This window comes from Enterobacter cloacae complex sp. CARB60 (assembly GCF_036487345.1).
GTDB lineage: Bacteria > Pseudomonadota > Gammaproteobacteria > Enterobacterales > Enterobacteriaceae > Enterobacter > Enterobacter asburiae_D.
This window is the reverse complement of the sequence record NZ_JAZKLC010000002.1, coordinates 4,003,085-4,029,828: the sequence shown is the minus strand read 5'-3', so window position 1 is coordinate 4,029,828 and position 26,744 is coordinate 4,003,085. Positions and strand designations below refer to the sequence as shown.

At 57.2% G+C, this 26,744-nt stretch carries 25 protein-coding genes and 1 other annotated feature; of the genes, 18 read left to right on the top strand and 7 right to left on the bottom strand.

The window, feature by feature from the left end; genetic code table 11:
• The first annotated feature begins 82 nt into the window (after positions 1 to 82).
• The 3 genes from deoA to deoD all read left to right on the top strand — a co-directional run bounded on the left by deoA (position 83) and on the right by deoD (position 3,507).
• Positions 83 to 1,405 carry a thymidine phosphorylase gene (deoA, locus tag V4835_RS20320; RefSeq protein WP_063143383.1) on the top strand — a complete coding sequence of 441 codons (1,323 nt, stop codon included), beginning with the start codon at positions 83 to 85 and terminating at the stop codon, positions 1,403 to 1,405.
• A 52-nt stretch (positions 1,406 to 1,457) separates the two neighbouring features.
• Entirely contained in the window at positions 1,458 to 2,681 is a 1,224-nt protein-coding gene (gene deoB, locus V4835_RS20315) for a phosphopentomutase (protein ID WP_331413457.1), read from the top strand.
• A 103-nt stretch (positions 2,682 to 2,784) separates the two neighbouring features.
• The gene (gene deoD / locus V4835_RS20310; protein WP_010427122.1) at positions 2,785 to 3,507 is read left to right on the top strand and encodes a purine-nucleoside phosphorylase; all 723 of its coding nucleotides are present in this window, start codon (positions 2,785 to 2,787) and stop codon (positions 3,505 to 3,507) included.
• An 85-nt stretch (positions 3,508 to 3,592) separates the two neighbouring features.
• Here deoD and lplA read toward each other — a convergent pair whose 3' ends face one another.
• Positions 3,593 to 4,609 (bottom strand): lipoate--protein ligase LplA, encoded by a 1,017-nt coding sequence (gene lplA / locus V4835_RS20305; RefSeq protein ID WP_033144580.1) that lies wholly within the window; start codon positions 4,607 to 4,609, stop codon positions 3,593 to 3,595.
• Between the two features lie 39 nt (positions 4,610 to 4,648).
• The gene (locus V4835_RS20300; protein ID WP_032643995.1) at positions 4,649 to 5,293 is read right to left on the bottom strand and encodes a YtjB family periplasmic protein; all 645 of its coding nucleotides are present in this window, start codon (positions 5,291 to 5,293) and stop codon (positions 4,649 to 4,651) included.
• 117 nt (positions 5,294 to 5,410) lie between these two features.
• Between V4835_RS20300 and serB the strand changes: the two genes are divergently transcribed.
• The 3 genes from serB to nadR all read left to right on the top strand — a co-directional run bounded on the left by serB (position 5,411) and on the right by nadR (position 9,109).
• Positions 5,411 to 6,379 carry a phosphoserine phosphatase gene (gene serB, locus V4835_RS20295; protein WP_023310325.1) on the top strand — a complete coding sequence of 323 codons (969 nt, stop codon included), beginning with the start codon at positions 5,411 to 5,413 and terminating at the stop codon, positions 6,377 to 6,379.
• Positions 6,380 to 6,453: 74 nt separating this feature from the next.
• Complete coding sequence (gene radA / locus V4835_RS20290) at positions 6,454 to 7,839, top strand: DNA repair protein RadA (protein ID WP_014068810.1); 1,386 nt, start codon at positions 6,454 to 6,456, stop codon at positions 7,837 to 7,839.
• Positions 7,840 to 7,876: 37 nt separating this feature from the next.
• Positions 7,877 to 9,109 (top strand): multifunctional transcriptional regulator/nicotinamide-nucleotide adenylyltransferase/ribosylnicotinamide kinase NadR, encoded by a 1,233-nt coding sequence (gene nadR / locus V4835_RS20285; RefSeq protein WP_015572616.1) that lies wholly within the window; start codon positions 7,877 to 7,879, stop codon positions 9,107 to 9,109.
• Positions 9,110 to 9,151: 42 nt separating this feature from the next.
• On the opposite strand, the gene V4835_RS20280 is transcribed toward nadR, so the two are convergent.
• The gene (locus tag V4835_RS20280; RefSeq protein WP_331413455.1) at positions 9,152 to 10,153 is read right to left on the bottom strand and encodes a zinc-binding alcohol dehydrogenase family protein; all 1,002 of its coding nucleotides are present in this window, start codon (positions 10,151 to 10,153) and stop codon (positions 9,152 to 9,154) included.
• A gap of 108 nt (positions 10,154 to 10,261) precedes the next feature.
• On the opposite strand from V4835_RS20280, the gene V4835_RS20275 reads away from it, so the two are divergent.
• Positions 10,262 to 11,161, top strand: a complete 900-nt coding sequence (locus tag V4835_RS20275) for a LysR family transcriptional regulator (protein WP_331413454.1) — start codon at positions 10,262 to 10,264, stop codon at positions 11,159 to 11,161.
• Between the two features lie 129 nt (positions 11,162 to 11,290).
• Here V4835_RS20275 and ettA read toward each other — a convergent pair whose 3' ends face one another.
• Positions 11,291 to 12,958 carry an energy-dependent translational throttle protein EttA gene (gene ettA, locus V4835_RS20270; RefSeq protein ID WP_063143296.1) on the bottom strand — a complete coding sequence of 556 codons (1,668 nt, stop codon included), beginning with the start codon at positions 12,956 to 12,958 and terminating at the stop codon, positions 11,291 to 11,293.
• Between the two features lie 227 nt (positions 12,959 to 13,185).
• Here ettA and sltY point away from each other — a divergent pair, with 227 nt between their 5' ends.
• Together sltY and trpR are read left to right on the top strand one after the other, a co-directional pair.
• Entirely contained in the window at positions 13,186 to 15,123 is a 1,938-nt protein-coding gene (sltY, locus tag V4835_RS20265) for a murein transglycosylase (protein WP_331413453.1), read from the top strand.
• A gap of 55 nt (positions 15,124 to 15,178) precedes the next feature.
• Complete coding sequence (gene trpR / locus V4835_RS20260; RefSeq protein ID WP_010427104.1) at positions 15,179 to 15,508, top strand: trp operon repressor; 330 nt, start codon at positions 15,179 to 15,181, stop codon at positions 15,506 to 15,508.
• Between the two features lie 27 nt (positions 15,509 to 15,535).
• On the opposite strand, the gene yjjX is transcribed toward trpR, so the two are convergent.
• A complete protein-coding gene (gene yjjX / locus V4835_RS20255) occupies positions 15,536 to 16,051 on the bottom strand; it encodes an inosine/xanthosine triphosphatase (protein WP_023334447.1) in 516 nt (171 codons plus the stop codon).
• A 51-nt stretch (positions 16,052 to 16,102) separates the two neighbouring features.
• On the opposite strand from yjjX, the gene gpmB reads away from it, so the two are divergent.
• On the top strand, positions 16,103 to 16,750 hold the full coding sequence (gene gpmB, locus V4835_RS20250) for a 2,3-diphosphoglycerate-dependent phosphoglycerate mutase GpmB (protein ID WP_248227263.1): 648 nt from the start codon (positions 16,103 to 16,105) through the stop codon (positions 16,748 to 16,750).
• On the opposite strand, the gene robA is transcribed toward gpmB, so the two are convergent.
• Positions 16,747 to 17,616 (bottom strand): MDR efflux pump AcrAB transcriptional activator RobA, encoded by an 870-nt coding sequence (robA, locus tag V4835_RS20245; RefSeq protein ID WP_063143299.1) that lies wholly within the window; start codon positions 17,614 to 17,616, stop codon positions 16,747 to 16,749. The two genes, gpmB and robA, sit on opposite strands and share 4 nt — an antisense overlap.
• A 211-nt stretch (positions 17,617 to 17,827) precedes the next feature.
• On the opposite strand from robA, the gene creA reads away from it, so the two are divergent.
• The 4 genes from creA to creD are packed head-to-tail and all read left to right on the top strand — an operon-like array spanning position 17,828 to position 21,835.
• Entirely contained in the window at positions 17,828 to 18,298 is a 471-nt protein-coding gene (gene creA, locus V4835_RS20240) for a protein CreA (RefSeq protein ID WP_032642647.1), read from the top strand.
• A gap of 14 nt (positions 18,299 to 18,312) precedes the next feature.
• Positions 18,313 to 19,002: a two-component system response regulator CreB gene (gene creB, locus V4835_RS20235; RefSeq protein WP_024907408.1), complete on the top strand. Its 690-nt coding sequence runs from the start codon at positions 18,313 to 18,315 to the stop codon at positions 19,000 to 19,002.
• Positions 19,002 to 20,426 (top strand): two-component system sensor histidine kinase CreC, encoded by a 1,425-nt coding sequence (gene creC, locus V4835_RS20230; RefSeq protein ID WP_331413448.1) that lies wholly within the window; start codon positions 19,002 to 19,004, stop codon positions 20,424 to 20,426. Before creB ends, creC begins: the two co-directional genes overlap by 1 nt.
• Positions 20,427 to 20,482: 56 nt before the next feature.
• Complete coding sequence (creD, locus tag V4835_RS20225; RefSeq protein ID WP_331413447.1) at positions 20,483 to 21,835, top strand: cell envelope integrity protein CreD; 1,353 nt, start codon at positions 20,483 to 20,485, stop codon at positions 21,833 to 21,835.
• Between the two features lie 46 nt (positions 21,836 to 21,881).
• Here the strand turns inward: creD and arcA are convergent, their stop codons facing one another.
• The gene (arcA, locus tag V4835_RS20220) at positions 21,882 to 22,598 is read right to left on the bottom strand and encodes a two-component system response regulator ArcA (RefSeq protein WP_003856501.1); all 717 of its coding nucleotides are present in this window, start codon (positions 22,596 to 22,598) and stop codon (positions 21,882 to 21,884) included.
• Between the two features lie 95 nt (positions 22,599 to 22,693).
• Between arcA and yjjY the strand changes: the two genes are divergently transcribed.
• The 4 genes from yjjY (at position 22,694) to thrA (ending at position 26,743) form a co-directional block, all read left to right on the top strand.
• Positions 22,694 to 22,834: a protein YjjY gene (gene yjjY, locus V4835_RS20215; RefSeq protein ID WP_085928893.1), complete on the top strand. Its 141-nt coding sequence runs from the start codon at positions 22,694 to 22,696 to the stop codon at positions 22,832 to 22,834.
• A gap of 399 nt (positions 22,835 to 23,233) precedes the next feature.
• Entirely contained in the window at positions 23,234 to 23,920 is a 687-nt protein-coding gene (locus tag V4835_RS20210) for a tRNA/rRNA methyltransferase (protein ID WP_331413446.1), read from the top strand.
• A gap of 211 nt (positions 23,921 to 24,131) precedes the next feature.
• Positions 24,132 to 24,200 carry a thr operon leader peptide gene (gene thrL, locus V4835_RS20205; RefSeq protein WP_015572623.1) on the top strand — a complete coding sequence of 23 codons (69 nt, stop codon included), beginning with the start codon at positions 24,132 to 24,134 and terminating at the stop codon, positions 24,198 to 24,200.
• Positions 24,139 to 24,256 (top strand) — a sequence feature (Thr leader region). Its footprint overlaps the gene before it by 62 nt.
• 24 nt (positions 24,257 to 24,280) lie before the next feature.
• Entirely contained in the window at positions 24,281 to 26,743 is a 2,463-nt protein-coding gene (gene thrA / locus V4835_RS20200; protein WP_063143303.1) for a bifunctional aspartate kinase/homoserine dehydrogenase I, read from the top strand.
• Position 26,744: the final 1 nt, after the last annotated feature.

Genomic DNA, 26,744 nt, shown 5'->3' with positions numbered 1-26,744 from the left:
GCTTATCCGGCCTACAGGATCGTAGGGCGGGTAAGCGTAGCGCCACCCGCCACAACTCCCCCGATTCCGCATGGAGGTTACCGTGTTTCTCGCACAAGAAATTATTCGTAAAAAACGTGATGGTCATGCATTAAGCGATGAAGAGATCCGCTTCTTCATCAACGGCATTCGTGATAACACCGTCTCAGAAGGGCAGATTGCGGCTCTGGCGATGACCATTTTCTTCCACGATATGTCGATGCCTGAGCGCGTGTCGCTGACCATGGCGATGCGAGATTCAGGAACCGTTCTGGACTGGAAAAGCCTCAACCTTAACGGCCCGATTGTGGATAAACACTCAACCGGCGGCGTGGGCGACGTGACGTCTCTGATGCTTGGCCCCATGGTGGCAGCCTGCGGCGGTTACATCCCGATGATCTCCGGACGCGGCCTGGGCCACACCGGCGGTACGCTCGACAAACTGGAAGCCATTCCGGGCTTCGATATCTTCCCGGATGACAACCGCTTCCGCGACATTATTAAAGACGTTGGTGTGGCGATTATCGGCCAGACCAGCTCTCTTGCTCCGGCAGACAAGCGTTTCTATGCGACCCGCGATATCACCGCGACCGTTGACTCCATCCCGCTGATCACCGCCTCTATCCTGGCGAAGAAGCTGGCAGAAGGCCTGGACGCGCTGGTGATGGACGTGAAGGTGGGCAGCGGCGCGTTTATGCCGACCTATGAACTTTCTGCGGCGCTTGCCGAAGCGATCGTTGGCGTCTCCAACGGCGCAGGCGTGCGCACCACCGCGCTGCTCACCGACATGAACCAGGTACTGGCCTCCAGCGCCGGTAACGCGGTTGAAGTGCGTGAGGCGGTACAGTTCCTCACCGGCGAATACCGTAATCCGCGCCTGTTCGACGTCACCATGGCGCTGTGCGTTGAGATGCTGATCTCCGGCAAGCTGGCCAAAGACGATGCAGAAGCGCGCGCGAAACTGCAGGCGGTGCTGGACAACGGCAAAGCGGCGGAAATCTTCGGGCGTATGGTTGCGGCGCAGAAAGGCCCGACCGATTTCGTCGAGAATTACGCGAAATACCTGCCAACCGCGACGCTCAGCAAAGCGGTATATGCCGATAGCGAAGGCTTCGTTTCCGCAATGGACACCCGTGCCCTCGGCATGGCGGTGGTCTCGATGGGCGGCGGCCGCCGTCAGGCATCGGACACCATTGATTACAGCGTCGGCTTTACCGATATGGCCCGTCTGGGCGACAGCGTTGACGGTCAACGTCCGCTGGCGGTGATCCACGCGAAAGACGAAGCCAGCTGGCAGGAAGCGGCTAAAGCGGTGAAGGCGGCCATTGCGCTTGACGATAAAGCGCCGGAAACCACACCGACCGTCTATCGCCGTATCACCGAATAGCGGTATACTGATCTGATCAATCATTTTTAAGCACTACGTACGGAGAACAATTATGAAACGTGCATTTATTATGGTGCTGGACTCATTCGGCATCGGCGCAACCGAAGATGCAGAACGTTTTGGTGACGTGGGTTCCGATACCATGGGTCACATCGCGGAAGCCTGTGCGAAAGGCGAAGCGGACAACGGTCGTAAAGGCCCTCTGACTCTACCCAACCTGACCCGCCTCGGTCTGGTGAAAGCGCATGAAGGTTCTACCGGTAAAATCGCAGCCGGTATGGACGGCAACGCGGAAGTGGTGGGTGCCTACGGCTGGGCACACGAGCTCTCTTCCGGTAAAGACACCCCGTCTGGACACTGGGAAATCGCCGGTGTGCCGGTACTGTTTGACTGGGGTTATTTCTCCGATCATGAGAACAGCTTCCCGCAGGAGCTGCTCGATAAGCTGGTGAAGCGCGCCAACCTGCCGGGCTACCTCGGCAACTGCCACTCTTCCGGTACCGTGATTCTGGACGAGCTCGGCGAAGAGCACATGAAAACCGGCAAGCCGATTTTCTACACCTCTGCTGACTCCGTGTTCCAGATTGCCTGCCACGAAGAGACTTACGGCCTGGATAAACTCTACGAGCTGTGCGAAATCGCCCGTGAAGAGCTGACCGAAGGCGGCTACAACATTGGCCGCGTGATCGCGCGTCCGTTTATCGGCGACAAAGCGGGTAGCTTCCAGCGTACCGGTAACCGTCACGACCTGGCCGTTGAGCCACCGGCGCCAACCGTGCTGCAGAAGCTGGTTGAAGAGAAAGACGGCCACGTGGTTTCCGTGGGTAAAATCGCGGATATCTACGCCAACTGCGGCATCACCAAAAAAGTGAAAGCCACCGGTCTGGATGCGCTGTTCGATGCCACCATCAAAGAGATGAAAGAAGCGGGCGACAAGACCATTGTCTTCACCAACTTCGTGGACTTCGACTCCTCCTGGGGCCACCGTCGCGACGTCGCAGGCTATGCGGCCGGTCTGGAACTGTTCGACCGCCGTCTGCCGGAGCTGATGGAACTGGTGGGTGAAGATGACATTCTGATCCTGACCGCGGACCACGGCTGTGACCCAACCTGGACCGGTACCGACCATACCCGTGAGCACATTCCGGTGCTGGTGTACGGCCCGAAAGTGAAGCCGGGCTCGCTCGGTCACCGTGAAACCTTCGCGGACATCGGCCAGACTATCGCGAAATACTTTGGTACGTCTGACATGGAATATGGCAAGGCCATGTTCTGATGTCATTGCCGGGTGGCGGCTGCGCCTTACCCGGCCTACAAAACCGTAGGCCCGGTAAGCGAAGCGCCACCGGGCAAAAAATTCAAATGAAAAGGAACTGAAGATGGCAACTCCTCACATTAATGCAGAAATGGGTGATTTCGCTGACGTCGTATTGATGCCGGGCGACCCGCTGCGCGCGAAGCACATTGCTGAAACCTTCCTCGAAGACGTGCGTGAAGTGAACAACGTTCGCGGCATGCTGGGCTTCACCGGTACCTACAAAGGCCGCAAAATCTCCGTGATGGGCCACGGCATGGGTATCCCATCCTGCTCCATCTATACCAAAGAGCTGATTACCGACTTCGGCGTGAAGAAAATCATCCGCGTGGGCTCCTGCGGCGCGGTGCGCATGGACGTTAAGCTGCGCGACATCGTTATCGGTATGGGTGCCTGCACCGATTCCAAAGTTAACCGCATGCGTTTTAAAGACCATGACTTCGCGGCGATTGCTGACTTCGGCATGGTGCGTGACGCGGTTGACGCGGCAAAAGCGCTGGGCGTTGAAGCGCGCGTGGGTAACATCTTCTCTGCTGACCTGTTCTATGCACCGGACGGCGGCGAGATGTTCGACGTGATGGAAAAATACGGCATTCTGGGCGTGGAAATGGAAGCGGCGGGTATCTACGGCGTCGCGGCTGAGTTCGGTGCGAAAGCGCTGACCATCTGCACCGTGTCTGACCACATCCGTACCCACGAGCAGACCACCGCTGCCGAGCGTCAGACTACCTTCAACGACATGATCAAAATCGCGCTGGAATCCGTTCTGCTGGGCGATAAAGAGTAAGCGCTGTTGTGCCGGGTGGCGGCTTCGCCTGACCCGGCCTACGGTTTTGTAGGCCCGCTAAGCGCAGCGCCAGCGGGCTTTTTTACTAGCGCACGGCCTGCGCAATCCACGCCGACAGCTCCCGCAGCTCTTTTTCCTGCTCCGGAAAATCCCCAATCAACGCGTCGCATTCCTGCTGCAGCATATCCGCCCGGTACAAACAGCCCTGCAAACGTGCCGCCAGCGCCTCTAACGGTGCCGGGTTCAGGCTATCGGTAAACACCTGCGTGCGGGTGATATGGCCTTTCTCCACGTCAAAATGCAGCTCCACGCCGCCCCAGGTAAAACGCTCGTCCAGCAGGTGAGAAAACGCAGGAGCCTGACCGAAGTTCCACTCCCAGCTGCTCTGGCGGGCAAAGGTTTCCGCGAAGTTAGGCAGGTCCGGGGTTTTGTCAGGGGAAATCACTTCCGCTTCCACGCGCTCGCCGTAATGTTCAAAAAACGCGTCACGGATCGCATCGCAAATCTGCTCGTGGGTAATTCCCGGCAGCAGCTCCACCAGATTCGCCACGCGTCCGCGCACGGAGGTAATCCCTTTAGCCTGGAGCTTTTTCTTATCAGGATTCAGGTAGTTAGCCAGACGGCTCAGATCGGCGTTCAGCAGCAGGGTGCCGTGGTGGAAGCCGCGATCCATCGTTTCGCGGTAGGCGGAGCCGGATACCTTCCGGTCGCCCTCGGGGGTTTTCACCACCAGATCGTTACGTCCGGAGGCTTCAGCCGTGACGCCGAGTGAATTCAGCGCATTGAGGACAATAGAAGTAGAGATGGTTTTGTCGTATTCCGGTTTGCCCGCCATAAAGGTAAAGCAGGTGTTGCCCAGATCGTGAAACACCGCGCCGCCGCCGCTGCTGCGGCGCGCGAGACGGACGTTATCCTCTTCCATGCGTCGCGTATTGCACTCTTTCCACGGGTTTTGCGCGCGGCCAATGACCACCGTATCGGCGTTACGCCAGAGAAACAGTACGCGCTGGGTAGCGGGCATCTGGCGGAAGATGCACTCTTCTACCGCGAGATTAAACCAGGGATCGTAAGAGTCAGAGATAAGCAGGCGTAACGTCGTCATGGCAAAGTTCCTTTTCCGAATCGTTCGCCTACTTTATCACTATTCTTTCTTCTCGCTCTCTTCGTCTTCGGGGACCGACCGGCTGGCGGTCAGCAGGAACGGGGATTGCTGCCAGCGCGAGCGCTTGCCCCTAAGCAGGGTGCGTGCCAGCACTACGCCGATGGCGAGTGAAAGCAGCAGCATCAGGCGCAGAATATTGGTGGTATTATCGACCTGTTTGGCTTCAGTGGGCAGGGTGTGGGTATCGAGAGTCAGGCGCAGATAGCCCAGCGGGCCATTCTTCCCCTGAATAGGTTCGACGATCTGCTGGTTAAAATAGCCCCCGGCTTTTTTACCGTCCAGCGCCAGCCTGTCGCGCACGTCGACGTGCTCGCCCGCGCGGGCAATCAGGTTGCCTTGCTCATCATAGACGCCGGCATCAAGAATGCGGCTGTTCTCCGTGAGCAGGCGTAAAACCTGGCCTATCCGCTTATCGTCCGGCGTTTCGGTACGCATGGACGGCGCCACGTTGAGCGTCACCTGGCGCGCCAGCGTGCGGGCCAGTTCTTCAAACTGCGGGTTGCGTTGTCGTTGATGGTTCTGGCTAAACCACGATGCCCCTTGCATCAGCACAACTAATAGTGCGAGACAGGAAAGGACAATCACGGCGCGATGAAGCCGGAATTTCAGTTTTGCGCGAGCCATATTCCACCTGCTGAAAATTTACGGCTTAATGTTGCCAGAAGTGATGGTTACAGGGTAGCCTCATGCGTTATTTTCCCTCTGCAACCTTCCGGCGCGAACGAAATTACAGGAGCTTTAATGCCGAACATTACCTGGTGTGACCTGCCAACGGATGTCTCTTTATGGCCAGGATTGCCGCTCTCTTTAAGTGGCGATGAGGTGATGCCTCTGGATTACCACGCCGGTCGTAGCGGCTGGCTCCTCTACGGACGCGGTCTGGATAAGCAACGCCTGACCCAGTATCAAAGCAAGCTGGGTGCGGCGATGGTCATCGTCGCCGCATGGTGCGTGGAAGACTACCAGGTTATTCGCCTTGCGGGTTCCCTGACGCAGCGCGCAACGCGTCTGGCGCATGACGCCGGGCTGGACGTCGCGCCGCTGGGTAAAATTCCACACCTGAAAACCCCTGGCCTGCTGGTCATGGACATGGACTCTACCGCCATTCAGATCGAGTGTATTGACGAGATTGCGAAGCTGGCGGGCAGCGGCGAGCTGGTAGCGGAAGTCACCGAGCGTGCGATGCGCGGCGAGCTGGACTTTACCGCCAGCCTGCGACAGCGCGTGGCGACTCTGAAAGGGGCCGATGCCAATATTCTGCGCCAGGTGCGCGACGTGCTGCCGCTGATGCCAGGGCTGACGCAGCTGGTGCTGAAGCTGCAGTCCCTCGGCTGGAAAGTGGCGATCGCCTCCGGTGGCTTCACCTTCTTCGCGGATTATCTGCGGGAGAAACTGCACCTGACCACCGTGGTAGCCAATGAGCTGGAGATCATGGACGGCAAGCTGACCGGCCAGGTGATCGGCGATATTGTAGATGCCCAGTACAAAGCCAATACGCTGACGCGTCTGGCGGAAAAATATGAAATTCCGGTTGTCCAGACCGTCGCCATCGGGGACGGCGCGAATGACCTGCCGATGATCAAAGCGGCCGGGCTGGGCATTGCCTACCACGCCAAGCCAAAAGTGAATGAAAAGACGGAAGTCACTATCCGTCACGCTGACCTGATGGGGGTGTTCTGCATTCTCTCCGGCAGCATTAATCAGAAATAACGGTCTGCTTTGTAGGCCGGGTAAGCGTAAGCGCCGCCCGGCACGCAGGCCGCACAGAAATAACGAGGTAAACCGTGGCGAAAGCTCCAAAACGCGCATTTGTCTGTAATGAATGTGGTGCGGATTATCCGCGCTGGCAGGGGCAATGCAGCGCCTGCCATGCCTGGAACACCATCACCGAAGTGCGTGGTGTGGCGGCTTCGCCGAGCGTAGCCCGCAACGAGCGCCTGAGCGGCTATGCCGGTAACGCGGGCGTGGCGAAGGTGCAAAAACTCTCGGACATCAGCCTCGAAGAGCTGCCGCGCTTCTCCACCGGGTTCAAAGAGTTTGACCGCGTGCTCGGCGGCGGCGTGGTGCCGGGCAGCGCAATTCTGATCGGCGGTAACCCGGGCGCGGGGAAATCGACCCTGCTGCTGCAAACGCTCTGCAAGCTCGCCGAACAGATGAAAACCCTGTACGTCACGGGCGAAGAATCACTGCAGCAGGTGGCAATGCGCGCGCACCGTCTGGGCCTGCCGACCGGCAACCTGAACATGCTCTCCGAAACCAGCATCGAGCAGATCTGCATGATCGCCGAAGAAGAGCAGCCGAAGCTGATGGTGATCGACTCCATCCAGGTGATGCACATGGCGGACATTCAGTCCTCGCCGGGCAGCGTCGCGCAGGTGCGTGAAACCGCGGCTTATCTGACGCGCTTTGCCAAAACGCGCGGCGTGGCGATTGTGATGGTCGGCCACGTGACCAAAGACGGCTCGCTGGCGGGGCCGAAGGTGCTTGAACACTGTATCGACTGCTCCGTGATGCTCGACGGCGACGCGGATTCCCGTTTCCGTACCCTGCGTAGCCATAAGAACCGCTTTGGCGCGGTGAACGAACTGGGCGTATTTGCCATGACCGAACAGGGGCTGCGCGAAGTCAGCAACCCGTCGGCCATCTTCCTGAGCCGTGGCGATGAGATCACCTCCGGCAGTTCGGTGATGGTGCTGTGGGAAGGGACGCGCCCGCTGCTTGTCGAAATTCAGGCGCTGGTGGACGTGTCGATGATGGGCAACCCGCGGCGCGTGGCGGTCGGCCTGGAACAGAACCGTCTGGCGATCCTGCTGGCGGTGCTGCACCGTCACGGCGGGCTGCAGATGGCGGATCAGGACGTCTTCGTTAACGTGGTCGGCGGCGTCAAAGTCACTGAAACCAGCGCAGACCTGGCGCTGCTGCTGGCGATGGTCTCCAGTCTGCGCGACAGACCGCTGCCGCAGGATCTGGTCGTCTTCGGCGAAGTGGGCCTCGCCGGGGAGATCCGTCCGGTGCCCAGCGGTCAGGAGCGTATCTCCGAGGCAGCAAAACACGGCTTCCGCCGGGCGATCGTTCCCGCCGCCAACGTGCCGAAAAAAATCCCGGAAGGGATGCAGGTATTTGGCGTGAAGAAACTCGCAGATGCGTTAAATGTCTTTGACGACTTATAATTACGTAAATTTGATTTTGCAGGAGGCACCGTAATTTATGTCATCATTTGACTACATCAAGACCGCAATCCGCCAGAAGGGCTGCACGCTGCAGCAGGTGGCGGACGCCAGCGGCATGACCAAAGGCTACCTGAGCCAGCTGCTGAACGCCAAAATCAAAAGCCCCAGCGCGCAGAAGCTGGAAGCGTTGCACCGCTTTCTGGGGCTGGAATTCCCGCGTATGCAAAAGAACATCGGCGTGGTGTTCGGCAAGTTTTACCCGCTGCATACCGGGCATATCTATCTGATCCAGCGCGCCTGTAGCCAGGTTGACGAGCTGCACATCATCATGGGCTATGACGAAACCCGCGACCGTCAGCTGTTTGAAGACAGCGCCATGTCGCAGCAGCCGACCGTGCCGGACCGCCTGCGCTGGCTGCTCCAGACCTTTAAGTATCAGAAAAACATTCGTATTCATGCCTTTAACGAAGAGGGCATGGAGCCGTATCCGCACGGCTGGGACGTGTGGAGCAACGGCATCAAAGCGTTTATGGAAGAGAAGGGCATTGCGCCGAACTGGATCTACACCTCTGAAGAGTCCGACGCGCCGCAGTTCCGCGAGCATCTGGGCATCGAGACGGTGCTGATCGATCCGAAACGCACCTTTATGAACATCAGCGGGGCGCAGATCCGCGAAAACCCGTTCCGCTACTGGGATTACATTCCGACCGAAGTGAAGCCGTTCTTTGTGCGCACCGTTGCGATCCTGGGCGGCGAGTCGAGCGGTAAATCAACGCTGGTCAACAAGCTGGCGAACATCTTCAACACCACCAGCGCGTGGGAGTATGGCCGCGATTATGTCTTCTCGCACCTCGGCGGCGACGAGATGGCGCTGCAGTATTCCGACTATGACAAAATTGCGCTCGGACACGCCCAGTACATTGATTTTGCGGTGAAATACGCCAACAAAGTGGCGTTTATTGATACCGATTTCGTCACCACGCAGGCGTTCTGTAAAAAATACGAGGGGCGCGAGCACCCGTTCGTGCAGGCGCTGATTGACGAATACCGCTTTGACCTGGTGATCCTGCTGGAGAACAACACTCCGTGGGTCGCTGACGGCATGCGCAGCCTCGGCAGCTCCGTGGACAGGCGAGAGTTTCAGACCATGCTGGTGGAGATGCTCAATGAAAACAACGTTGAGTTTGTGCATGTGGAAGAGTCGGACTACGACTCCCGTTTCCTGCGCTGCGTCGAGCTGGTGAAGGAGATGATGGGGGAGCAGGGTTAAGCGTTAACCTCCCTCTCCCACAGGGAGAGGGCATCAACCCACTCAGAACTCAACCACCACTTTCCCCCGCATATGCCCGTCCAACACCTTACGGTGCGCCTCGGTAATGCTTTCCACGCTCAGCCCGCGCAGCGTTTCACTCAGCGAACTTTCCACCACGCCGTTATCCACCAGCTTCGCCACCTCATTGAGGATCTCACCCTGACGCGCCATATCCGCCGTCTGGTACATGCTGCGGGTATACATAAATTCCCAGTGCAGGGCGGCGGATTTGGACTTCAGCTTGTCCTGGTTCAGCGGACGTTCATTCTCGACGATAGAGCAGATATGCCCCTGCGGCGCAATCAGTTCGCTGACCGCATCCCAGTGCCCGTCGGTGTCGTTGAGGATGAAAATGTAATCCACAAAGGTAAGCCCGTGTTTCGCCAGCTCGCCTTTCAGGTCGCGGTAGTTGACGACAACGTCAGCCCCGCGATCGCGGCACCACCGGGCGGAATCTTCTCGGGAAGCGGTTGCGACGATCTTCACCTTGCTGTTGTGCTTCGCAAACGGGATCGCCAGCGATCCCACGCCGCCCGCGCCGCCGATGATCAGCAGCGTTTTGTCCGCCCCGGCATCCTGAATGTTCAGCCGTTCAAACAGACCTTCCCACGCTGTAAGCGCGGTCAAAGGCAGTGCAGCGGCAGCCGCCCAGCCGAGGCTGGCAGGCTTGTGCCCGACAATGCGCGCGTCGATCAGCTGATGCGTGGTGTTGCTGCCCGGGCGGGTGATGTCGCCCGCGTACCACACTTCATCTCCCGGTTTGAATCCGGTGACGCCAGCTCCAACGGCTTTGACGATCCCGCTTGCATCCCACCCGAGAATGCGCGGCGCGTTCAGCCCGTTCCTGGCAATGCCCGCGTGGACTTTGGTATCGACCGGGTTAACGGAGACGGCCTTCACCTCTACCAGCAGATCGTACTCGCCGGGCTGCGGCATCGGCGGGGTGATTTCAATGAAGGTGGACGGATTTTCTGGGTTAACGGAGATGGCTTTAACAGACATGGTGTGCTCCTCAATGGAATGCGTTTTGTTGAGGCTAGTCTATTAAGTGGCCAGCTGCATGATAAGATGGACAATCAAGAACTCAGCGTTCGTACAGGATGAACAATCATGTTTAAACAGCTGCAGGATATGGCGCTGTTCGCGCTGGTGGCGGAGATGGGCAGCTTTACCGCTGCCGCTCAGAAGGCCGAACTGCCGAAATCCAGCGTTAGCCAGCGGATTAGCCTGCTTGAGCAGCAGGTGGGGATCCGCCTGCTCAACCGCACCACGCGCAGGATCAGCCTGACATTTGCGGGCGAGCACTATCTGGTGCACTGTCGTGAGATGCTGGCGGCCAGCGAGCGGGCGGAGTATGCCATTCAGCGGCTGCGCGAAAACCCCAGCGGGCGGCTGCGGATCACCTGTCCGGCAGGGATTGGGGCGACGCTGCTGGCGCATATGAACGCCGAGTTCCAGCTTCGCTATCCTGACGTTTCGCTGGATGTGTCGATCTCTGATGACGTGGTGGATCTGATCGAGGCCGGTTTTGACGTGGCGCTGCGCACCGGCAAGCCGCAGGACTCCTCCCTGATTGGCCGGATGATCGGGCATTGCCCGCGTTACATGCTGGCCTCGCCGGACTATCTGGCGCGTCGGGAGCCGTTAATTCATCCCCGTCAGCTGGTGGATCACCGCTGCATTACGCACCGGGCGTGGTCAGAGTGGCTTCTGCGAAGCGAGAGTGAGGATTACCGCTACCTGCCGGATAACGCGCACATGACCGATAATCTGGTCTACGCCCGCGAATGTGCGATTGCCGGTGCGGGGATCACGCTATTACCCGCGTTTCTGCTGGAAGATAAGATCGAAAAGGGTGCGCTGGTGAAGGTGCTGCCGGAGTGGAACGTTGAAGGCAACGATCTCTGGCTGGCCTACCCGAGCCGCAAGCTGAATTCGCCTGCGCTAATGAGCTATATCGAGTTTGCGATGCAGTTTGATGAGGTGAAGCGGTATTACGTGGGCAAATAAAAAAGCCGGGTGGCGGCTTCGCCTTACCCGGCCTACAAAGTGTGCGGCCTGATGCCCTCACCCTGACCCTCAGCCCACTGGGAGAGGGTACAAACATAAAAAACGGCAACCGAAGTTGCCGTTTTGCTTTTATTTCGCAATACGCTTGTACTTAATACGCTTCGGCTCCAGCGCGTCGGCGCCCAGCGTGCGTTTCTTGTACTCTTCGTATTCGGTGAAGTTACCTTCGAAGAACTCCACTTTACCTTCGTCCTGATAGTCCAGGATGTGGGTCGCGATACGGTCCAGGAACCAGCGGTCGTGCGAGATAACCATCGCGCAGCCCGGGAACTCCAGCAGGGCGTTTTCCAGCGCGCGCAGGGTTTCAATGTCCAGGTCGTTTGTTGGTTCATCAAGCAGCAGAACGTTGCCGCCCACCTGCAGCAGCTTCGCCAGGTGCAGACGACCGCGCTCGCCGCCGGACAGCTCGCCCACGCGTTTGCCCTGGTCGGTGCCTTTGAAGTTGAAGCGGCCAACATAGGCGCGGCTTGGCATCTCGGTGTTGCCGATACGCATGATATCCAGACCGCCGGACACTTCTTCCCACACGGTTTTGCTGTTATCCATCGCGTCACGGAACTGGTCAACGGAGGCCAGCTTCACGGTTTCACCCAGGGTGATAGAGCCGCTGTCAGGCTGTTCCTGACCGGACATCATGCGGAACAGGGTTGATTTACCCGCGCCGTTCGGACCGATGATCCCGACGATAGCGCCTTTCGGTACGGAGAAGGTCAGGTCGTCGATCAGCAGACGGTCGCCGTAGGACTTACGCAGGTTGGTAACTTCAACCACTTTATCCCCCAGACGTGCTCCAGGCGGAATAAACAGTTCGTTGGTTTCGTTACGTTTCTGGTATTCGGTGTTGTTCAGCTCTTCGAAGCGTGCCAGACGGGCTTTGCCCTTAGACTGACGGCCTTTCGCACCCTGACGAACCCACTCCAGCTCTTTCTCGATAGACTTGCGACGGGCCGCTTCCTGAGAAGCTTCCTGCGCCAGACGCTGATCTTTCTGCTCCAGCCAGGAGGAGTAGTTGCCTTCCCACGGAATACCTTCGCCGCGGTCCAGCTCCAGGATCCAGCCAGCGACGTTGTCGAGGAAGTAACGGTCGTGGGTGATCGCCACAACGGTGCCTTCGAAGTCGTGCAGGAAGCGCTCCAGCCATGCCACGGATTCCGCATCCAGGTGGTTGGTCGGTTCGTCGAGCAGCAGCATGTCTGGTTTTTCCAGCAGCAGGCGGCACAGCGCCACGCGGCGGCGTTCACCCCCGGAGAGCTTCTCAACTTTTGCATCCCAGTCCGGCAGACGCAGGGCATCAGCCGCGCGCTCCAGCTGCACGTTCAGGTTGTGACCGTCGTGTGCCTGGATGATCTCTTCATACTTGCCCTGCTGCGCGGCCAGCTTGTCGAAGTCCGCATCCGGCTCGGCGTATTTGGCATACACTTCATCCAGACCTTTCAGCGCGTTAACCACTTCGGAAACCGCTTCTTCAACGGATTCGCGAACGGTGTGTTCCGGGTTCAGCTGAGGTTCCTGCGGCAGGTAACCAATCTTGATGCCAGGCTGCGGACGGGCTTCACCTTCGATGTCTGTATCAATCCCGGCCATGATGCGCAGCAGGGTGGACTTACCGGCACCGTTGAGACCCAGAACACCGATTTTTGCGCCCGGGAAGAAGCTCAGCGAGATATTTTTAAGAATATGACGTTTCGGCGGGACAACTTTGCCGACACGATGCATGGTATAAACGAATTGAGCCACGTTGGACTTCGCCTCTTTTATCGTAATGAGAAGGAATTTCAGCCTCGAAGTGTAGCCTTTTTCACGTCCTAATCCCAGCCAGGAACGTCGGGAGTGTTAAAACGCGCAAGAAAGGTAAAAAAGTGTCCATGACGTGGCGCGTTGAAGGATGCCTGGTTAGCATAAGTTAATTAGACTTTGACGTGGCAAGACGCTGCAATTGACGAAAAAACAATGAGGAAGAGCTTGTGGAAAAAGCCAAACGGGTGGTCTGGCGTCTGCTGGCTGCCAGCGTATGCGTAATGGCGGTAAGCCAGGCGGTGCATGCCGATTCACTGGATGAACAACGTAACCGCTACGCCCAGATTAAACAGGCGTGGGACAACAAGCAGATGGATACCGTACAGGCGCTGATGCCGACGCTAAAGGATTATCCGCTGTATCCGTATCTGGAGTATCGCCAGATTACGGACGATCTGATGAACCAGCCTACCGTCACCGTGAATAACTTCATTCAGGCGAACCCGACCCTGCCGCCTGCCCGAAATCTCCAGTCTCGCTTTGTGAATGAGCTGGCGCGTCGCGAAGACTGGCGCGGACTGCTGGCGTTTAGCCCTGAAAAGCCGAACGCCACCGAAGCCCAGTGTAACTATTACTACGCGAAATGGGCAACCGGCCAGCAGGAAGAGGCCTGGGCCGGGGCGAAAGAGCTCTGGCTGACCGGGAAAAACCAGCCGAACGCCTGTGATTCCCTGTTCGGCGCATGGCGCGCTTCCGGCAAGCAGGATCCGCTGTCCTACCTTGAGCGCATCCGTCTGGCGATGAAAGCCGGTAACACGCGTCTGGTGACCACGCTGGCGGGGCAGATGCCGTCCGATTACCAGACGATCTCCACCGCGGTTATCTCGCTGGCTAACGATCCGAACAGCGTGCTGACCTTTGCCCGCAGTACGGGCGCGACCGATTTTACCCGCCAGATGGCGGCGGTGGCCTTTGCCAGCGTGGCGCGTGACGATGTGGAAAACGCGCGGCTGATGATCCCGCAGCTGGTGCAGGCGCAGCAGCTCAATGAGGAGCAAACCCAGGAGCTGCGCGACATCGTGGCGTGGCGACTGATGGGCACGGATGTAACCGATGAACAGGCGCGCTGGCGTGACGATGCCATTATGCGCTCGAACTCCACGTCGCTGGTGGAACGCCGCGTGCGCATGGCGCTGGGCACGGGCGATCGCCGTGGGCTGAACACCTGGCTCGCGCGGTTGCCAATGGAGGCCAAAGAGAAAGACGAATGGCGCTACTGGCAGGCCGATCTGCTGATGGAGCGCGGTCGTGATGATGAGGCCAAAGAGATCCTCCATACGCTGATGCAGCAGCGCGGGTTTTACCCGATGGCCGCCGCGCAGCGTCTGGGCGAGGAGTACACCTTCCGCATTGATAAAGCGCCCGCTAACGCGAACCCGACGCTGACGCAGGGGCCTGAAATGGCGCGCGTTCGCGAGCTGATGTACTGGAATATGGATAACACCGCGCGCAGCGAGTGGGCGAATCTGGTGACCAGCCGCACCACCGACGAGAAAGCTCAGCTTGCCCGCTACGCGTTCGATAATCGCTGGTGGGATCTCAGCGTGCAGGCGACGATCGCCGGCAAGCTCTGGGATCATCTCGAAGAGCGTTTCCCGCTGGCGTACAAAGATCTCTTCGATCGCTATACCAGCGGCAAAGATATCCCGCAAAGCTACGCGATGGCGATTGCCCGTCAGGAGAGCGCCTGGAACCCGAAAGTCCGTTCCCCGGTGGGTGCCAGCGGCCTGATGCAAATCATGCCGGGCACGGCGACGCACACGGTGAAGATGTTTAATATTCCGGGGTACAGCAGCCCGTCACAGCTGTTAGATCCGGATACCAATATCAACATCGGTACCAGCTATCTCCAGTACGTGTATCAGCAGTTCGGCAATAACCGCATCTTCTCTTCGGCGGCGTATAACGCGGGGCCTGGACGCGTGCGTACCTGGCTCGGCAATAGCGCTGGACGCATCGACGCCGTGGCGTTTGTCGAGAGCATCCCGTTCTCGGAAACGCGCGGTTACGTGAAGAACGTGCTGGCCTATGACGCCTACTATCGCTACTTCATGGGGCAGAAAGATACCCTGATGAGCGATGCCGAGTGGCAGAGACGTTACTGAACGGCGCGGGTTGTGTTATGCTGTACTCGCTAATGAGTACAAGAGGCAGCATAACATGACCCAGCATTCCCCGTATTCCTCGGCAATGGCCGAACAACGTCATCAGGAGTGGCTTCGTTTTGTGGAGCTGCTTCGCCAGTCTTACGAGCAGGATTTGCACTTGCCCCTCATGCAGCTGATGCTCACGCCGGACGAGCGCGAGGCGCTGGGCACGCGCGTGCGGATCATTGAAGAGTTGCTGCGCGGCGAGATGAGCCAGCGCGAGCTGAAAAATGAGCTTGGCGCGGGTATTGCAACGATCACCCGCGGCTCGAACAGCCTGAAGTCGGCACCGGTTGAGCTGCGCCAGTGGCTGGAAGCGGTATTGCTGAAAAACGCCGGATGACGGCTACGCCTTATCCGGCCTACAAACTTACCGATAAATCGCGTTATGGAACGGGCTTAACGCCAAAATCACCGCCTGGTGATAAACGCCAGAACGCGTCAGCGCGCCTGCGGTAAAGACGCCAATCGCCCCTTCTTTACGACCAATCTCATCGATGCCGGTGTACTGCGACATCACCGGCCCGAGCGCTTCACCCGCACGGACTTTTTCCAGAATGATCTCCGGCAGCGGCAGGGTGGCCGAACGCGCTTCACCGCGCTGCTCGCGGCTTTCAATGACCACCCAGCTAAAGGTTGCGCCTTCGTCGATACCTGCTTCAATCGCTACCCAAAAGTCCGCATTCGGTGCCGCGGCTTTAGCGTTTGCCACGCGATTTCGTGCGCCAGCGCGCGTTTCCTCGCTGCCAAACGGCTGTTCAGGTACGCCGCTCTCGACGCCGATGGCCTCAATATGGCAGGATCCTGCGCCGAAGATCTCGTCAAATGCCCTTAGAATTGCCTGAATTTTGGCAGGATTAGTGGTAGCAGAGACAACATGGTGCATAATTAAGCTCGATTCAAAAAAAAACTCATCGCAGTATAACGGAAAAAAAGCATGTTACAGGTATACCTTGTTCGCCACGGTGAAACGCAGTGGAACGCCGAGCGACGTATTCAAGGCCAGTCAGACAGTCCTCTCACTGAGAAGGGCGTGCAGCAAGCTTGGCAGGTGGCAGAGCGCGCCAGAACGCTGGGCATTACCCACGTGATTACCAGCGATTTAGGTCGCACACAGCAGACGGCGCGCATCATCGCAGATGCCTGCGGCTGTGACGTCACGCTGGAGCCGCGCCTGCGCGAGCTGGATATGGGCGTGCTGGAAAAACGCCATATCGATACGCTGACGGAAACGGAGGAAGGCTGGCGCCGCACGCTGGTGAACGGCACCGAAGATGGCCGTATTCCTGAAGGGGAATCCATGCAGGAGCTGAGCGTGCGCATGCATGCCGCACTGGCGGAATGCCTGAAGCTCCCGGCGGGAAGCCGTCCGCTGCTGGTGAGTCACGGGATTGCGTTGGGTTGCCTGGTGAGCACCATTCTGGGGTTGCCGGCTTACGCTGAGCGCCGTTTGCGTCTGCGCAACTGCTCCATTTCCCGAATTGATTACCAGGAAAGCGCGTGGCTGGCGTCGGGCTGGGTAGTGGAGATGGCAGGGGACATTTCGCATCTTGATGCCCCTGCGCTTGACGAACTGCAGCGTTAACGACGTATTGGAATCAAGAATTCCATACGCAGATTGATGGGGCCTTCTTCCGGTTTGGCATCCTGCGCCGGGTAGTAGCGCTCAATGTCCTGACCTTTACGGCGATTCAGATTCAGCATCGGCATGCAGGTTCCGTAAACGGTCAGGATAAACTCCTGAACCCCCGTTCCCAGCCCTTCATAGGCGAACATCACGTATTCGCCGCCTTCCAGCACGACAGGCTTCGAACCCTGAATATACCCATTGGCCATCTCAGGCGTCAGCGCGGTGGTGTAGAACACCTCCTGCTCGTCGTCTTTTTCCTGGCTTGGGTGCGTTTCGTTGAGGCCATACAGGATTGGCGGGATCGCCGGTGCGTGGCTCAGGAAGTCGCGCCAGAACTGGACGCGCATCTGATGACGGAACTCAGAAATCTGCTCCAGTGAACAGGAGTAGCTCTGCGTCGTACCGATGAGATGGGTTTCCGGCAGTGTAATAAAGTCGTATTTCGGCATCGCGAATTCGCCCAGACGCAGCGGCGGACGCATGCCAAACGAGCTCCAGTCAGGCGAGCGACGATATAGCGCTGGCGTCAACGAGAACTGTTTTTTAAAGGCGCGGGTGAAGGTCTGCTGCGAATCGAAACGATATTGCAGGGCAATATCCAGAATCGGCCGCGCGGTCAGCCGCAATGCCACCGCAGATTTTGATAAACGACGTGCGCGAATATAGGCCCCGATAGCATGACCGGTGACATCCTTGAACATCCTTTGCAGATGCCACTTGGAATAGCCTGCTTTAGCCGCCACATTATCCAGTGACAAAGGCTGGTCGAGATGACCTTCCAGCCAGGTGAGCAGGTCGCGAATAATTCCAGCCTGATCCATATACTATCCTCATCCTTAAAACAGCAGGTGCCTGATAACAGGTTAGCGGATAATAGCATTTTTTGATGTTTTAGCATTCAGTGTTTTTTTTGCGCATTCATGCTTTTTAGAGCACATTACAGGCAGATATATTCTAATCCTGTGATCTTGCTACATTTTTGTCTAAAGTGTTGAATAATCGCTCAGTGTAATTTTAAAGAATGGTAACAATATGAAATACAAGACTTTGATCTTCACCGCGTTGATGCTGATGGTCGGGCGCGCGGCGCAGGCAGAACAGATTGGCTCCGTCGATACCGTGTTCAAAATGTTTGGCCCAGACCACAAAATCGTGGTGGAGGCGTTTGACGATCCGGACGTGAAAAACGTCACCTGCTACGTCAGCCGCGCGAAAACGGGCGGTATCAAAGGCGGGCTGGGACTGGCGGAAGATACCTCCGATGCGGCGATTTCCTGTCAGCAGGTGGGGCCGGTTGAGTTGAGCGATAAAATTAAAAACGGTAAAGCGCAGGGCGACGTGGTATTCCAGAAACGGACCTCGCTGGTGTTTAAAAAGCTCCAGGTGGTGCGTTTCTATGATGCCAAACGCAACACCCTGGCTTACCTTGCCTATTCTGACAAAGTGGTGGAAGGCTCGCCGAAAAACGCCATCAGCGCGGTGCCGATTATGCCGTGGCATTAATTCAGGGATGAACCATGCAACAACCTGTGGTCTGGCTGGTTGAAGACGAAACCAGTATCGCCGATACGCTGATCTACATGCTTCAGCAGGAAGGATTCGCGGTAAAGGCGTTTGAACGTGGTTTACCCGTGCTGGAGGAGGCGCGGCGGCAGGTTCCGGCGCTCGCCATTCTGGACGTCGGGCTGCCGGACATCAGTGGATTTGAGCTTTGCCGCCAGCTGCTGGCGCAGCATCCCTCACTGCCCGTGCTGTTTCTGACGGCGCGCAGTGATGAGGTAGACAAGCTGCTTGGCCTGGAAATGGGCGCTGATGACTACGTTGCGAAACCTTTCTCACCTCGTGAAGTCTGCGCCCGGGTAAGGACGATTTTACGGCGCATGCAAAAATCCGCCGCGCCATCAGAAACGTTGCGTATCGGGCAGTTTGAGCTGAACGAGCCTGCCGCGCGAATCAGCTGGTGCGGGGAAGCATTGCCTCTGACCCGCTACGAATTCTTGCTGCTCAAAACCTTGTTGCAGGCCCCCGGGCGGGTCTTTTCTCGTCAGCAGCTCATGGACAAGGTGTGGGGTGAAGACGGCGACAGCTTCGACCGTACCGTGGACACCCACATCAAAACCCTGCGCGCCAAGCTGCGGGCGGTGAACGAGGAACTGTCACCCATCAGCACCCATCGCGGTATGGGCTACAGTCTGGGCCTTTACTGATGCGCATTGGGATGCGGCTATTGCTGGGATACTTCCTGATCGTGGCCATCGCCGCGTGGTTTGTGCTGTCGATCTTTGTTCAGGAAGTAAAGCCCGGCGTGCGCAGGGCAACCGAGGGCACGTTGATCGACACCGCGACCCTGCTGGCTGAAATCGGACGTGATGATTTGCTTTCGGGTCATGCGCAGCAGGGCAAACTGGCGCAGGCCTTTTCTCAGCTTCATCAGCGCCCCTTCCGCGCCAATATCGGCGGGATTCATAAAGTGCGTAACGAGTATCACGTCTACATGACCGATGCGCAGGGCAGAGTGGTATTTGATTCCGCCGGTCTGGCCGTGGGGCAAGATTACTCGCGCTGGAACGATGTCTGGCTGACGCTTCGCGGCGAATACGGCGCGCGCAGTACTCAAAGCCATCCCGACGATCCGGAAAGCACGGTGATGTATGTTGCCGCGCCGGTTGTGGAGCATGGCAAGATTATCGGCGTGCTGTCGGTCGGGAAACCTAACAGCGCGATGGCACCGGTTATCCATCGCAGCGAGCGAAGGATCCTGTGGGCAGGCGGGGCGCTGCTCGGCATTGCCCTGCTTATCGGTCTTCTCGTCGCCTGGTGGATCAATCGTTCTATCAGTACGTTATCGCGCTATGCCGACTCGGTGACCACCGATACGCCTCTCCCGCTGCCTAATCCTGGCAGTAGCGAACTGCACAAGCTGGCCCTGGCGCTGGAGAATATGCGCATTCGCCTGGAAGGGAAAAACTACATTGAACACTACGTCCATGCGCTGACCCACGAGCTGAAAAGCCCCATCGCCGCCATACGCGGCGCGGCGGAAATTCTCGCCGAGCAGCCGCCGCCGCAGGTGGCCGCACGGTTTATCGATAATATTCTGGTGCAAAACGCGCGCATGCAGTCGCTGGTTGAAAAACTGCTCACCCAGGCGCGGCTTGAAAATCGGGTCGAGATTACGCCTCAGACTGTCCGCGTCGATCTGCTGTTTACGCGTCTTGCCGACGCGCGCTCGGCGGTGCTGGCGGCAAAAGAGATTGGGCTGACCCTCCAGCCCGCTTCGCTTCATGTTGAAGGCGATCCCGACCTGCTCGAGCAGGCGCTTGGTAACTTGCTGGATAACGCTATCGATTTTACGCCTCAGGGCGGCGCCATTGAACTGGCGGCCCGGGAAGAGCAGGGGCAGATACAGCTTCTCGTCACCGACAGCGGAAGCGGGATCCCGGATTACGCGCTGGGGCGTATTTTTGAGCGCTTTTATTCCCTGCCGCGCGAGAACGGATTGAAGAGCAGCGGGCTCGGGCTGGCGTTTGTCCAGGAGGTGGCGCGTCTGCATCAGGGAGAGATTACATTGCGTAATCGTGATGAAGGCGGCGTGATGGCCACGCTGATACTTCACCGTCCCTTCACATAACTTCAAACTGACCCCACATGGCCTGGTTACGCTCTCCTCATCACAAAGGAGACGTAATGATGAAATCCCCCCTGTTCTGGAAAGTAAGCACCCTGCTGGGGTGCATCCTGCTGCTGTTAGTCCCGCTTTTTATGGTCAGTAATCTGATATCAGAGCGGGAGAGCTACCGCAACGATGTCGAAAATACGCTTCGCCAGAGTACCAGCGGACCGCAAAAGCTGGTCGGTCCGATGATTGCGATTCCGATGACGGAGATCTTTTACAAGATAGAGGACGAGAAGAAGGTCGAGTACAAGAAAAGCTATATGCATTTCATTCTGCCGGAATCTCTGGTTGTGGAAGGTAACCAGCGCGTGGAGTCCCGCAATATTGGCATCTACGACGGGCAAATCTGGAACACTGACCTGAAGATAAAAGCGCAGTTTAATACCGACGAGCTGAAGCAGCTGAAAGGAGAAACGATCGCGACAGGGCAGCCGTTTATCGTGACGGGCGTTGGCGACGCGCGGGGCATTGGCACGGTCAGTATCTCTAAAATCAACGGTGAGACGCTAAGCGTGGAGCCCGGCTCAGGCGTCTACGGGGCGCTTGCAGGGATCCACATCCCGCTGACCGACAAAGCGCTGGAAGCCAAAACGTTTGCGCTTGAGATGTCCCTCAGCCTGGCGGGAACCGGCAGTTTTGCGGTGGTGCCGGTAGGGCGTAATAGCGAAATGACCCTCAACAGCAACTGGCCGCACCCGGGCTTTATGGGCGATTATCTCCCTGTTAAGCATCAGATTGGCGAGTCTGGTTTCCAGGCGAACTGGCAGAGCAGCTGGTTTGCAAATAACCTTGAAAGCTGGTTCTACGCCAAGGAGTCGCCGGAGTGGGAGGCACTCCCGGCCTTTAGCGTCACGGTAGCCACGCCAGCCGACCAGTATCAGCTGACTGACCGGGCGATCAAGTACGCCATTTTGCTGATTGCGCTGACGTTTATGGCCTTCTTTGTCTTCGAAACCTTAACCGGATTACGCCTTCACCCGATGCAGTATCTGCTGGTGGGGCTGTCGCTGGTCCTGTTCTATCTGGTGCTGCTGGCGCTGTCTGAACACGTCGGGTTTACGCCAGCCTGGGTTGTTGCAAGCCTGGTTGGCGCAGCGATGAACGGAATGTACCTGCAGGCCGTGCTGAAAAGCTGGAAGCGCAGCGGGCTGTTTGTGCTGGCGCTGCTCGGGCTGGACGTGGTGATGTGGTTCCTGCTGCGCTCGGAGGATAGCGCGCTGCTGTTGGGGTCAGCGGTTCTCGCGCTGGCGCTGTTCGCCGTGATGTACCTGACCCGGCATTTCGACTGGTACTCGCTCTCTCAGCCGAAGCGACCTGAGCCACCCGCAGCACCGGATGACGATTCGATGCGGATCTGGAAATAAAAAAAACGGCGCAAATGCGCCGTTTTTTAATGCGTTAACTGCGGGATTACTCCTGCAGGTCACCGCAGAAACGGTACCCTTCGCCGTGGATCGTGGCGATAATTTCCGGCGTATCTGGCGTAGATTCGAAATGCTTACGAATACGACGGATGGTCACGTCTACGGTACGGTCGTGCGGCTTCAGCTCACGGCCGGTCATTTTCTTCAGCAGCTCTGCACGGGACTGAATTTTGCCCGGGTTTTCGCAGAAGTGCAGCATCGCGCGGAATTCACTGCGCGGCAGTTTATACTGCTCACCGTTCGGGCTAATCAGCGAACGGCTATTGATATCAAGTTCCCAGCCGTTGAATTTGTAGCTATCTACGCTACGACGCTCTTCGCTGACCGTACCCAGGTTCATGGTGCGGGACAGCAGGTTGCGTGCACGAATGGTTAACTCGCGAGGATTGAACGGCTTGGTGATGTAGTCATCCGCACCGATTTCCAGGCCAAGAATTTTATCAACTTCGTTATCACGGCCCGTCAGGAACATTAACGCGACGTTCGCCTGCTCGCGCAGTTCGCGCGCCAGAAGAAGACCGTTTTTGCCCGGCAGGTTAATATCCATGATCACCAGGTTGATATCATTTTCAGAAAGGATCTGATGCATCTCTGCGCCATCGGTCGCTTCAAAGACATCGTAGCCTTCTGCTTCGAAAATGCTCTTTAACGTGTTGCGTGTTACCAACTCGTCTTCAACGATAAGAATGTGCGGGGTCTGCATGTTTGCTACCTAAATTGCCAACTAAATCGAAACAGGAAGTACAAAAGTCCCTGACCTGCCTGATGCATGTCGCAAATTAACATGATCGGCTTAACGTGACTAAAGTACGTAATTGCGTTCTTGATGCACTTTCCATCAACGTCAACAACATCATTAGCTTGGTCTTGGGTACTTTCCCTTTGGACCCGACAGTGTCAAAAACGGCTGTCATCCTAACCATTTTAACAGCAACATAACAGGCTAAGTGACACCAGACACCCAATAAAACTACGCTTCGTTGACATATATCAAGTTCAATTGTAGCACGTTAACAGTTTGATGAAATCATCGTAGCCGAATGCTAGCCTTTGTCACAATTTTTCAATAAACCAACTAGTTGCGGGCATTGATTTATAAACGAAGTGAATCCTATCAGAATAGAGTATTCATATCACTATTATCATTATAAAACATAGGGATAATAGTGTTCTGTTAACATTCTAACTGATTGTTCAGGCACAGAATAGTTTAGCGTTTTTAATTTGTTATGAAACGCTATTTCGGTGATTTGTGTTGCAATTTTGTAAATTCGCGCTGCGTAATATGTTGAAGCGCATCACATTTTTACCCGCTAACTGATTAAAAAGAGAGCATAAATGCATCTGTCGATTGTACTGGTCGCCCCAGCCAGAGCCGAAAATATAGGCGCTGCCGCGCGTGCCATGAAGACCATGGGTTTTACCGATTTACGTATCGTGGACAGCACGGCCCACCTGGAGCCTGCGGCACGTTGGGTGGCACATGGTTCAGGGGATATTCTCGATAATATAACCACTTACGCGACGCTGGCTGATGCGCTGCACGACATCTCTTTTACCGTTGCGACTACCGCGCGCAGCCGGGCGAAGTTCCATTACTATGCCACGCCAGCGGAGCTGGTGCCGATGCTGAGCGAGAAAAGCCAGTGGCTGGATAAAGCCGCACTGGTGTTTGGTCGCGAGGATTCCGGATTAACCAACGAAGAGCTGGAGCTGGCGGACGTGCTTACCGGTGCGCCGATGGTAGCCGATTATCCCTCCCTGAATTTAGGCCAGGCGGTCATGGTCTACTGCTATCAATTAGCCCCCCTAATACAAATCCCCCAGCCTCCGGCAGAAGGGGCAAATGAAAATCAGCTGGCTGCGCTGCGGGCGCGCGTCGAGCAGCTGTTGTCTCAGCTGGGAGTGGCGGACGATCAAAAAATGGCTGACTGGCTGCAGCAGCGTTTGGGGCGTCTTGAGCAGCGGGACACCGCAATGCTGCACCGTTTGCTGCACGATATTGAAAAAAAATTGGCCGAGTAAAATACTGTCATAAGTTTTTACTATGGCGAATAAGTCTGTCCAGAAGGGTTGCTATTGGGCGAATCGGATGAAAATAAATCTGCAAGCAGCGGGACGTGAGAGTCTCCCGAATTGTGATCAAATTAAAAATTCGTTGACTTAAGGTGCCCGATCCTTTAACCCTAAAAGAATACAGCACAGACAGATAATAATGACAGAGTACACAACATCCATGAAACGCATCAGCATCACCACCATTACTACAACCATCATCATTACCACAGGTAACGATGCGGGCTGACGCGTACAGGAAAAACCAAAAAAAGCCCGCACCTAGACAGTGCGGGCTTTTTTTTCGGCTAAAGGAAACGAGGTAGAACCATGCGAGTGTTGAAGTTCGGCGGTACATCAGTGGCAAATGCAGAACGTTTTCTGCGTGTTGCCGATATCCTGGAAAGCAACGCCAGGCAGGGGCAGGTTGCGACCGTGCTCTCTGCCCCGGCAAAAATCACGAACCATCTGGTGGCGATGATTGAAAAAACCATCGGTGGTCAGGATGCACTCCCGAACATCAGCGACGCAGAGCGTATCTTTGCTGACTTACTGCAAGGGCTGGCAGAGGCGCTGCCTGGCTTCCCGCACGCTCAGCTGAAGTCCTTCGTTGAGCAGGAATTCGCGCAAATCAAACACGTCCTGCACGGCATCAGCCTCCTCGGCCAGTGCCCGGACAGCATCAACGCGGCGCTGATTTGCCGGGGCGAAAAACTCTCTATCGCCATCATGGCGGGCGTGCTGGAAGCGCGCGGCCATAGCGTGACCGTAATTGACCCGGTTGAAAAACTGCTGGCGGTGGGCCACTACCTCGAATCCACCGTTGATATTGCCGAATCAACCCGCCGTATCGCCGCAAGCAAAATTCCCGCTGACCACATGATCCTGATGGCAGGCTTCACCGCCGGTAACGAGAAGGGCGAGCTGGTGGTGCTGGGCCGTAACGGCTCCGACTACTCCGCCGCCGTGCTGGCCGCCTGTTTACGCGCGGACTGTTGTGAGATCTGGACTGACGTCGACGGCGTTTATACCTGCGACCCGCGCCAGGTACCCGATGCCAGGCTGCTGAAGTCGATGTCGTACCAGGAAGCGATGGAGCTTTCCTACTTCGGCGCCAAAGTGCTTCACCCGCGTACCATCTCCCCGATTGCCCAGTTCCAGATCCCTTGCCTGATTAAAAACACCGGTAACCCGCAGGCGCCGGGTACGCTGATTGGCGCGAGTACCGATGAGGACGGTCTGCCGGTGAAAGGCATCTCCAACCTCAACAACATGGCGATGTTCAGCGTATCCGGTCCGGGAATGAAAGGGATGGTCGGCATGGCGGCGCGCGTGTTTGCGGCCATGTCCCGCAACGGTATCTCGGTGGTGCTGATCACCCAGTCCTCTTCCGAATACAGCATCAGCTTCTGCGTGCCCCAGGCCGACTGCCTGCGCGCCCGACGCGCGCTGGAGGAAGAGTTCTATCTGGAGCTGAAAGAAGAGCTGCTGGAGCCGCTCTCCATTCAGGAGCGTCTGGCGATCATCTCTGTGGTCGGCGACGGCATGCGCACGCTGCGCGGTATCTCGGCCAAGTTCTTCGCCGCGCTGGCGCGCGCCAATATCAATATCGTGGCGATTGCCCAGGGCTCGTCTGAGCGTTCAATTTCTGTTGTCGTGGACAACGATGACGCGACCACCGGCGTGCGCGTGGTTCACCAGATGCTGTTCAACACCGATCAGGTCATCGAGCTGTTCCTGATTGGCGTGGGCGGCGTGGGCGGCGCGCTGCTGGAGCAGGTAAAGCGTCAGCAGGAATGGCTGAAGAAGAAACATATCGATCTGCGCGTCTGCGGGATTGCCAACTCCAGAGCGCTGCTGACCAACGTTCACGGTCTGAACCTGGAGAACTGGCAGGCCGAGATGAACGAGGCGAAAGAGCCGTTCAACCTGGGCCGTCTGATCCGTCTGGTGAAAGAGTACCACCTGCTTAACCCGGTGATTGTCGACTGTACCTCGAACCAGGCGGTGGCCGACCAGTACGCCGACTTCCTGCGCGAAGGTTTCCACGTGGTGACGCCGAACAAAAAGGCCAACACCTCGTCGATGGATTACTATCACCAGCTGCGCCTGGCGGCGAGCAAGTCGCGCCGCAAGTTCCTGTACGACACCAACGTGGGCGCGGGGCTGCCGGTTATCGAGAACCTGCAAAACCTGCTCAACGCGGGCGATGAACTGCAGCGTTTCTCCGGCATTCTCTCCGGCTCGCTGTCATTTATCTTTGGCAAGCTGGATGAAGGGATGAGCCTGTCGGAAGCGACCCGCGCCGCGCGCGAGCTGGGCTATACCGAGCCAGATCCGCGTGACGACCTTTCCGGTATGGACGTGGCGCGCAAGCTGCTGATCCTCGTGCGTGAAACGGGCCGTGAGCTTGAGCTTTCGGATATCGTGATTGAGCCTGTACTGCCGGCAGAATTTGATGACGGCGGTGACGTCAGCGCCTTTATGGCGAATTTGCCGCAGCTTGACGACGCTTTTGCCGCGCGCGTTGCGAAAGCCCGTGATGAAGGTAAGGTATTGCGCTATGTTGGCAACATTGAAGAAGATGGCGTGTGCCGGGTGAAGATTGCCGAAGTGGATGGCAACGACCCGCTGTACAAAGTCAAAAACGGCGAAAACGCCCTCGCGTTTTACAGCCACTATTATCAGCCACTGCCGCTGGTGCTTCGCGGCTATGGCGCAGGGAACGATGTTACTGCGGCGGGTGTGTTTGCCGATCTGCTGCGTACCCTGTCATGGAAGTTAGGAGTTTAAC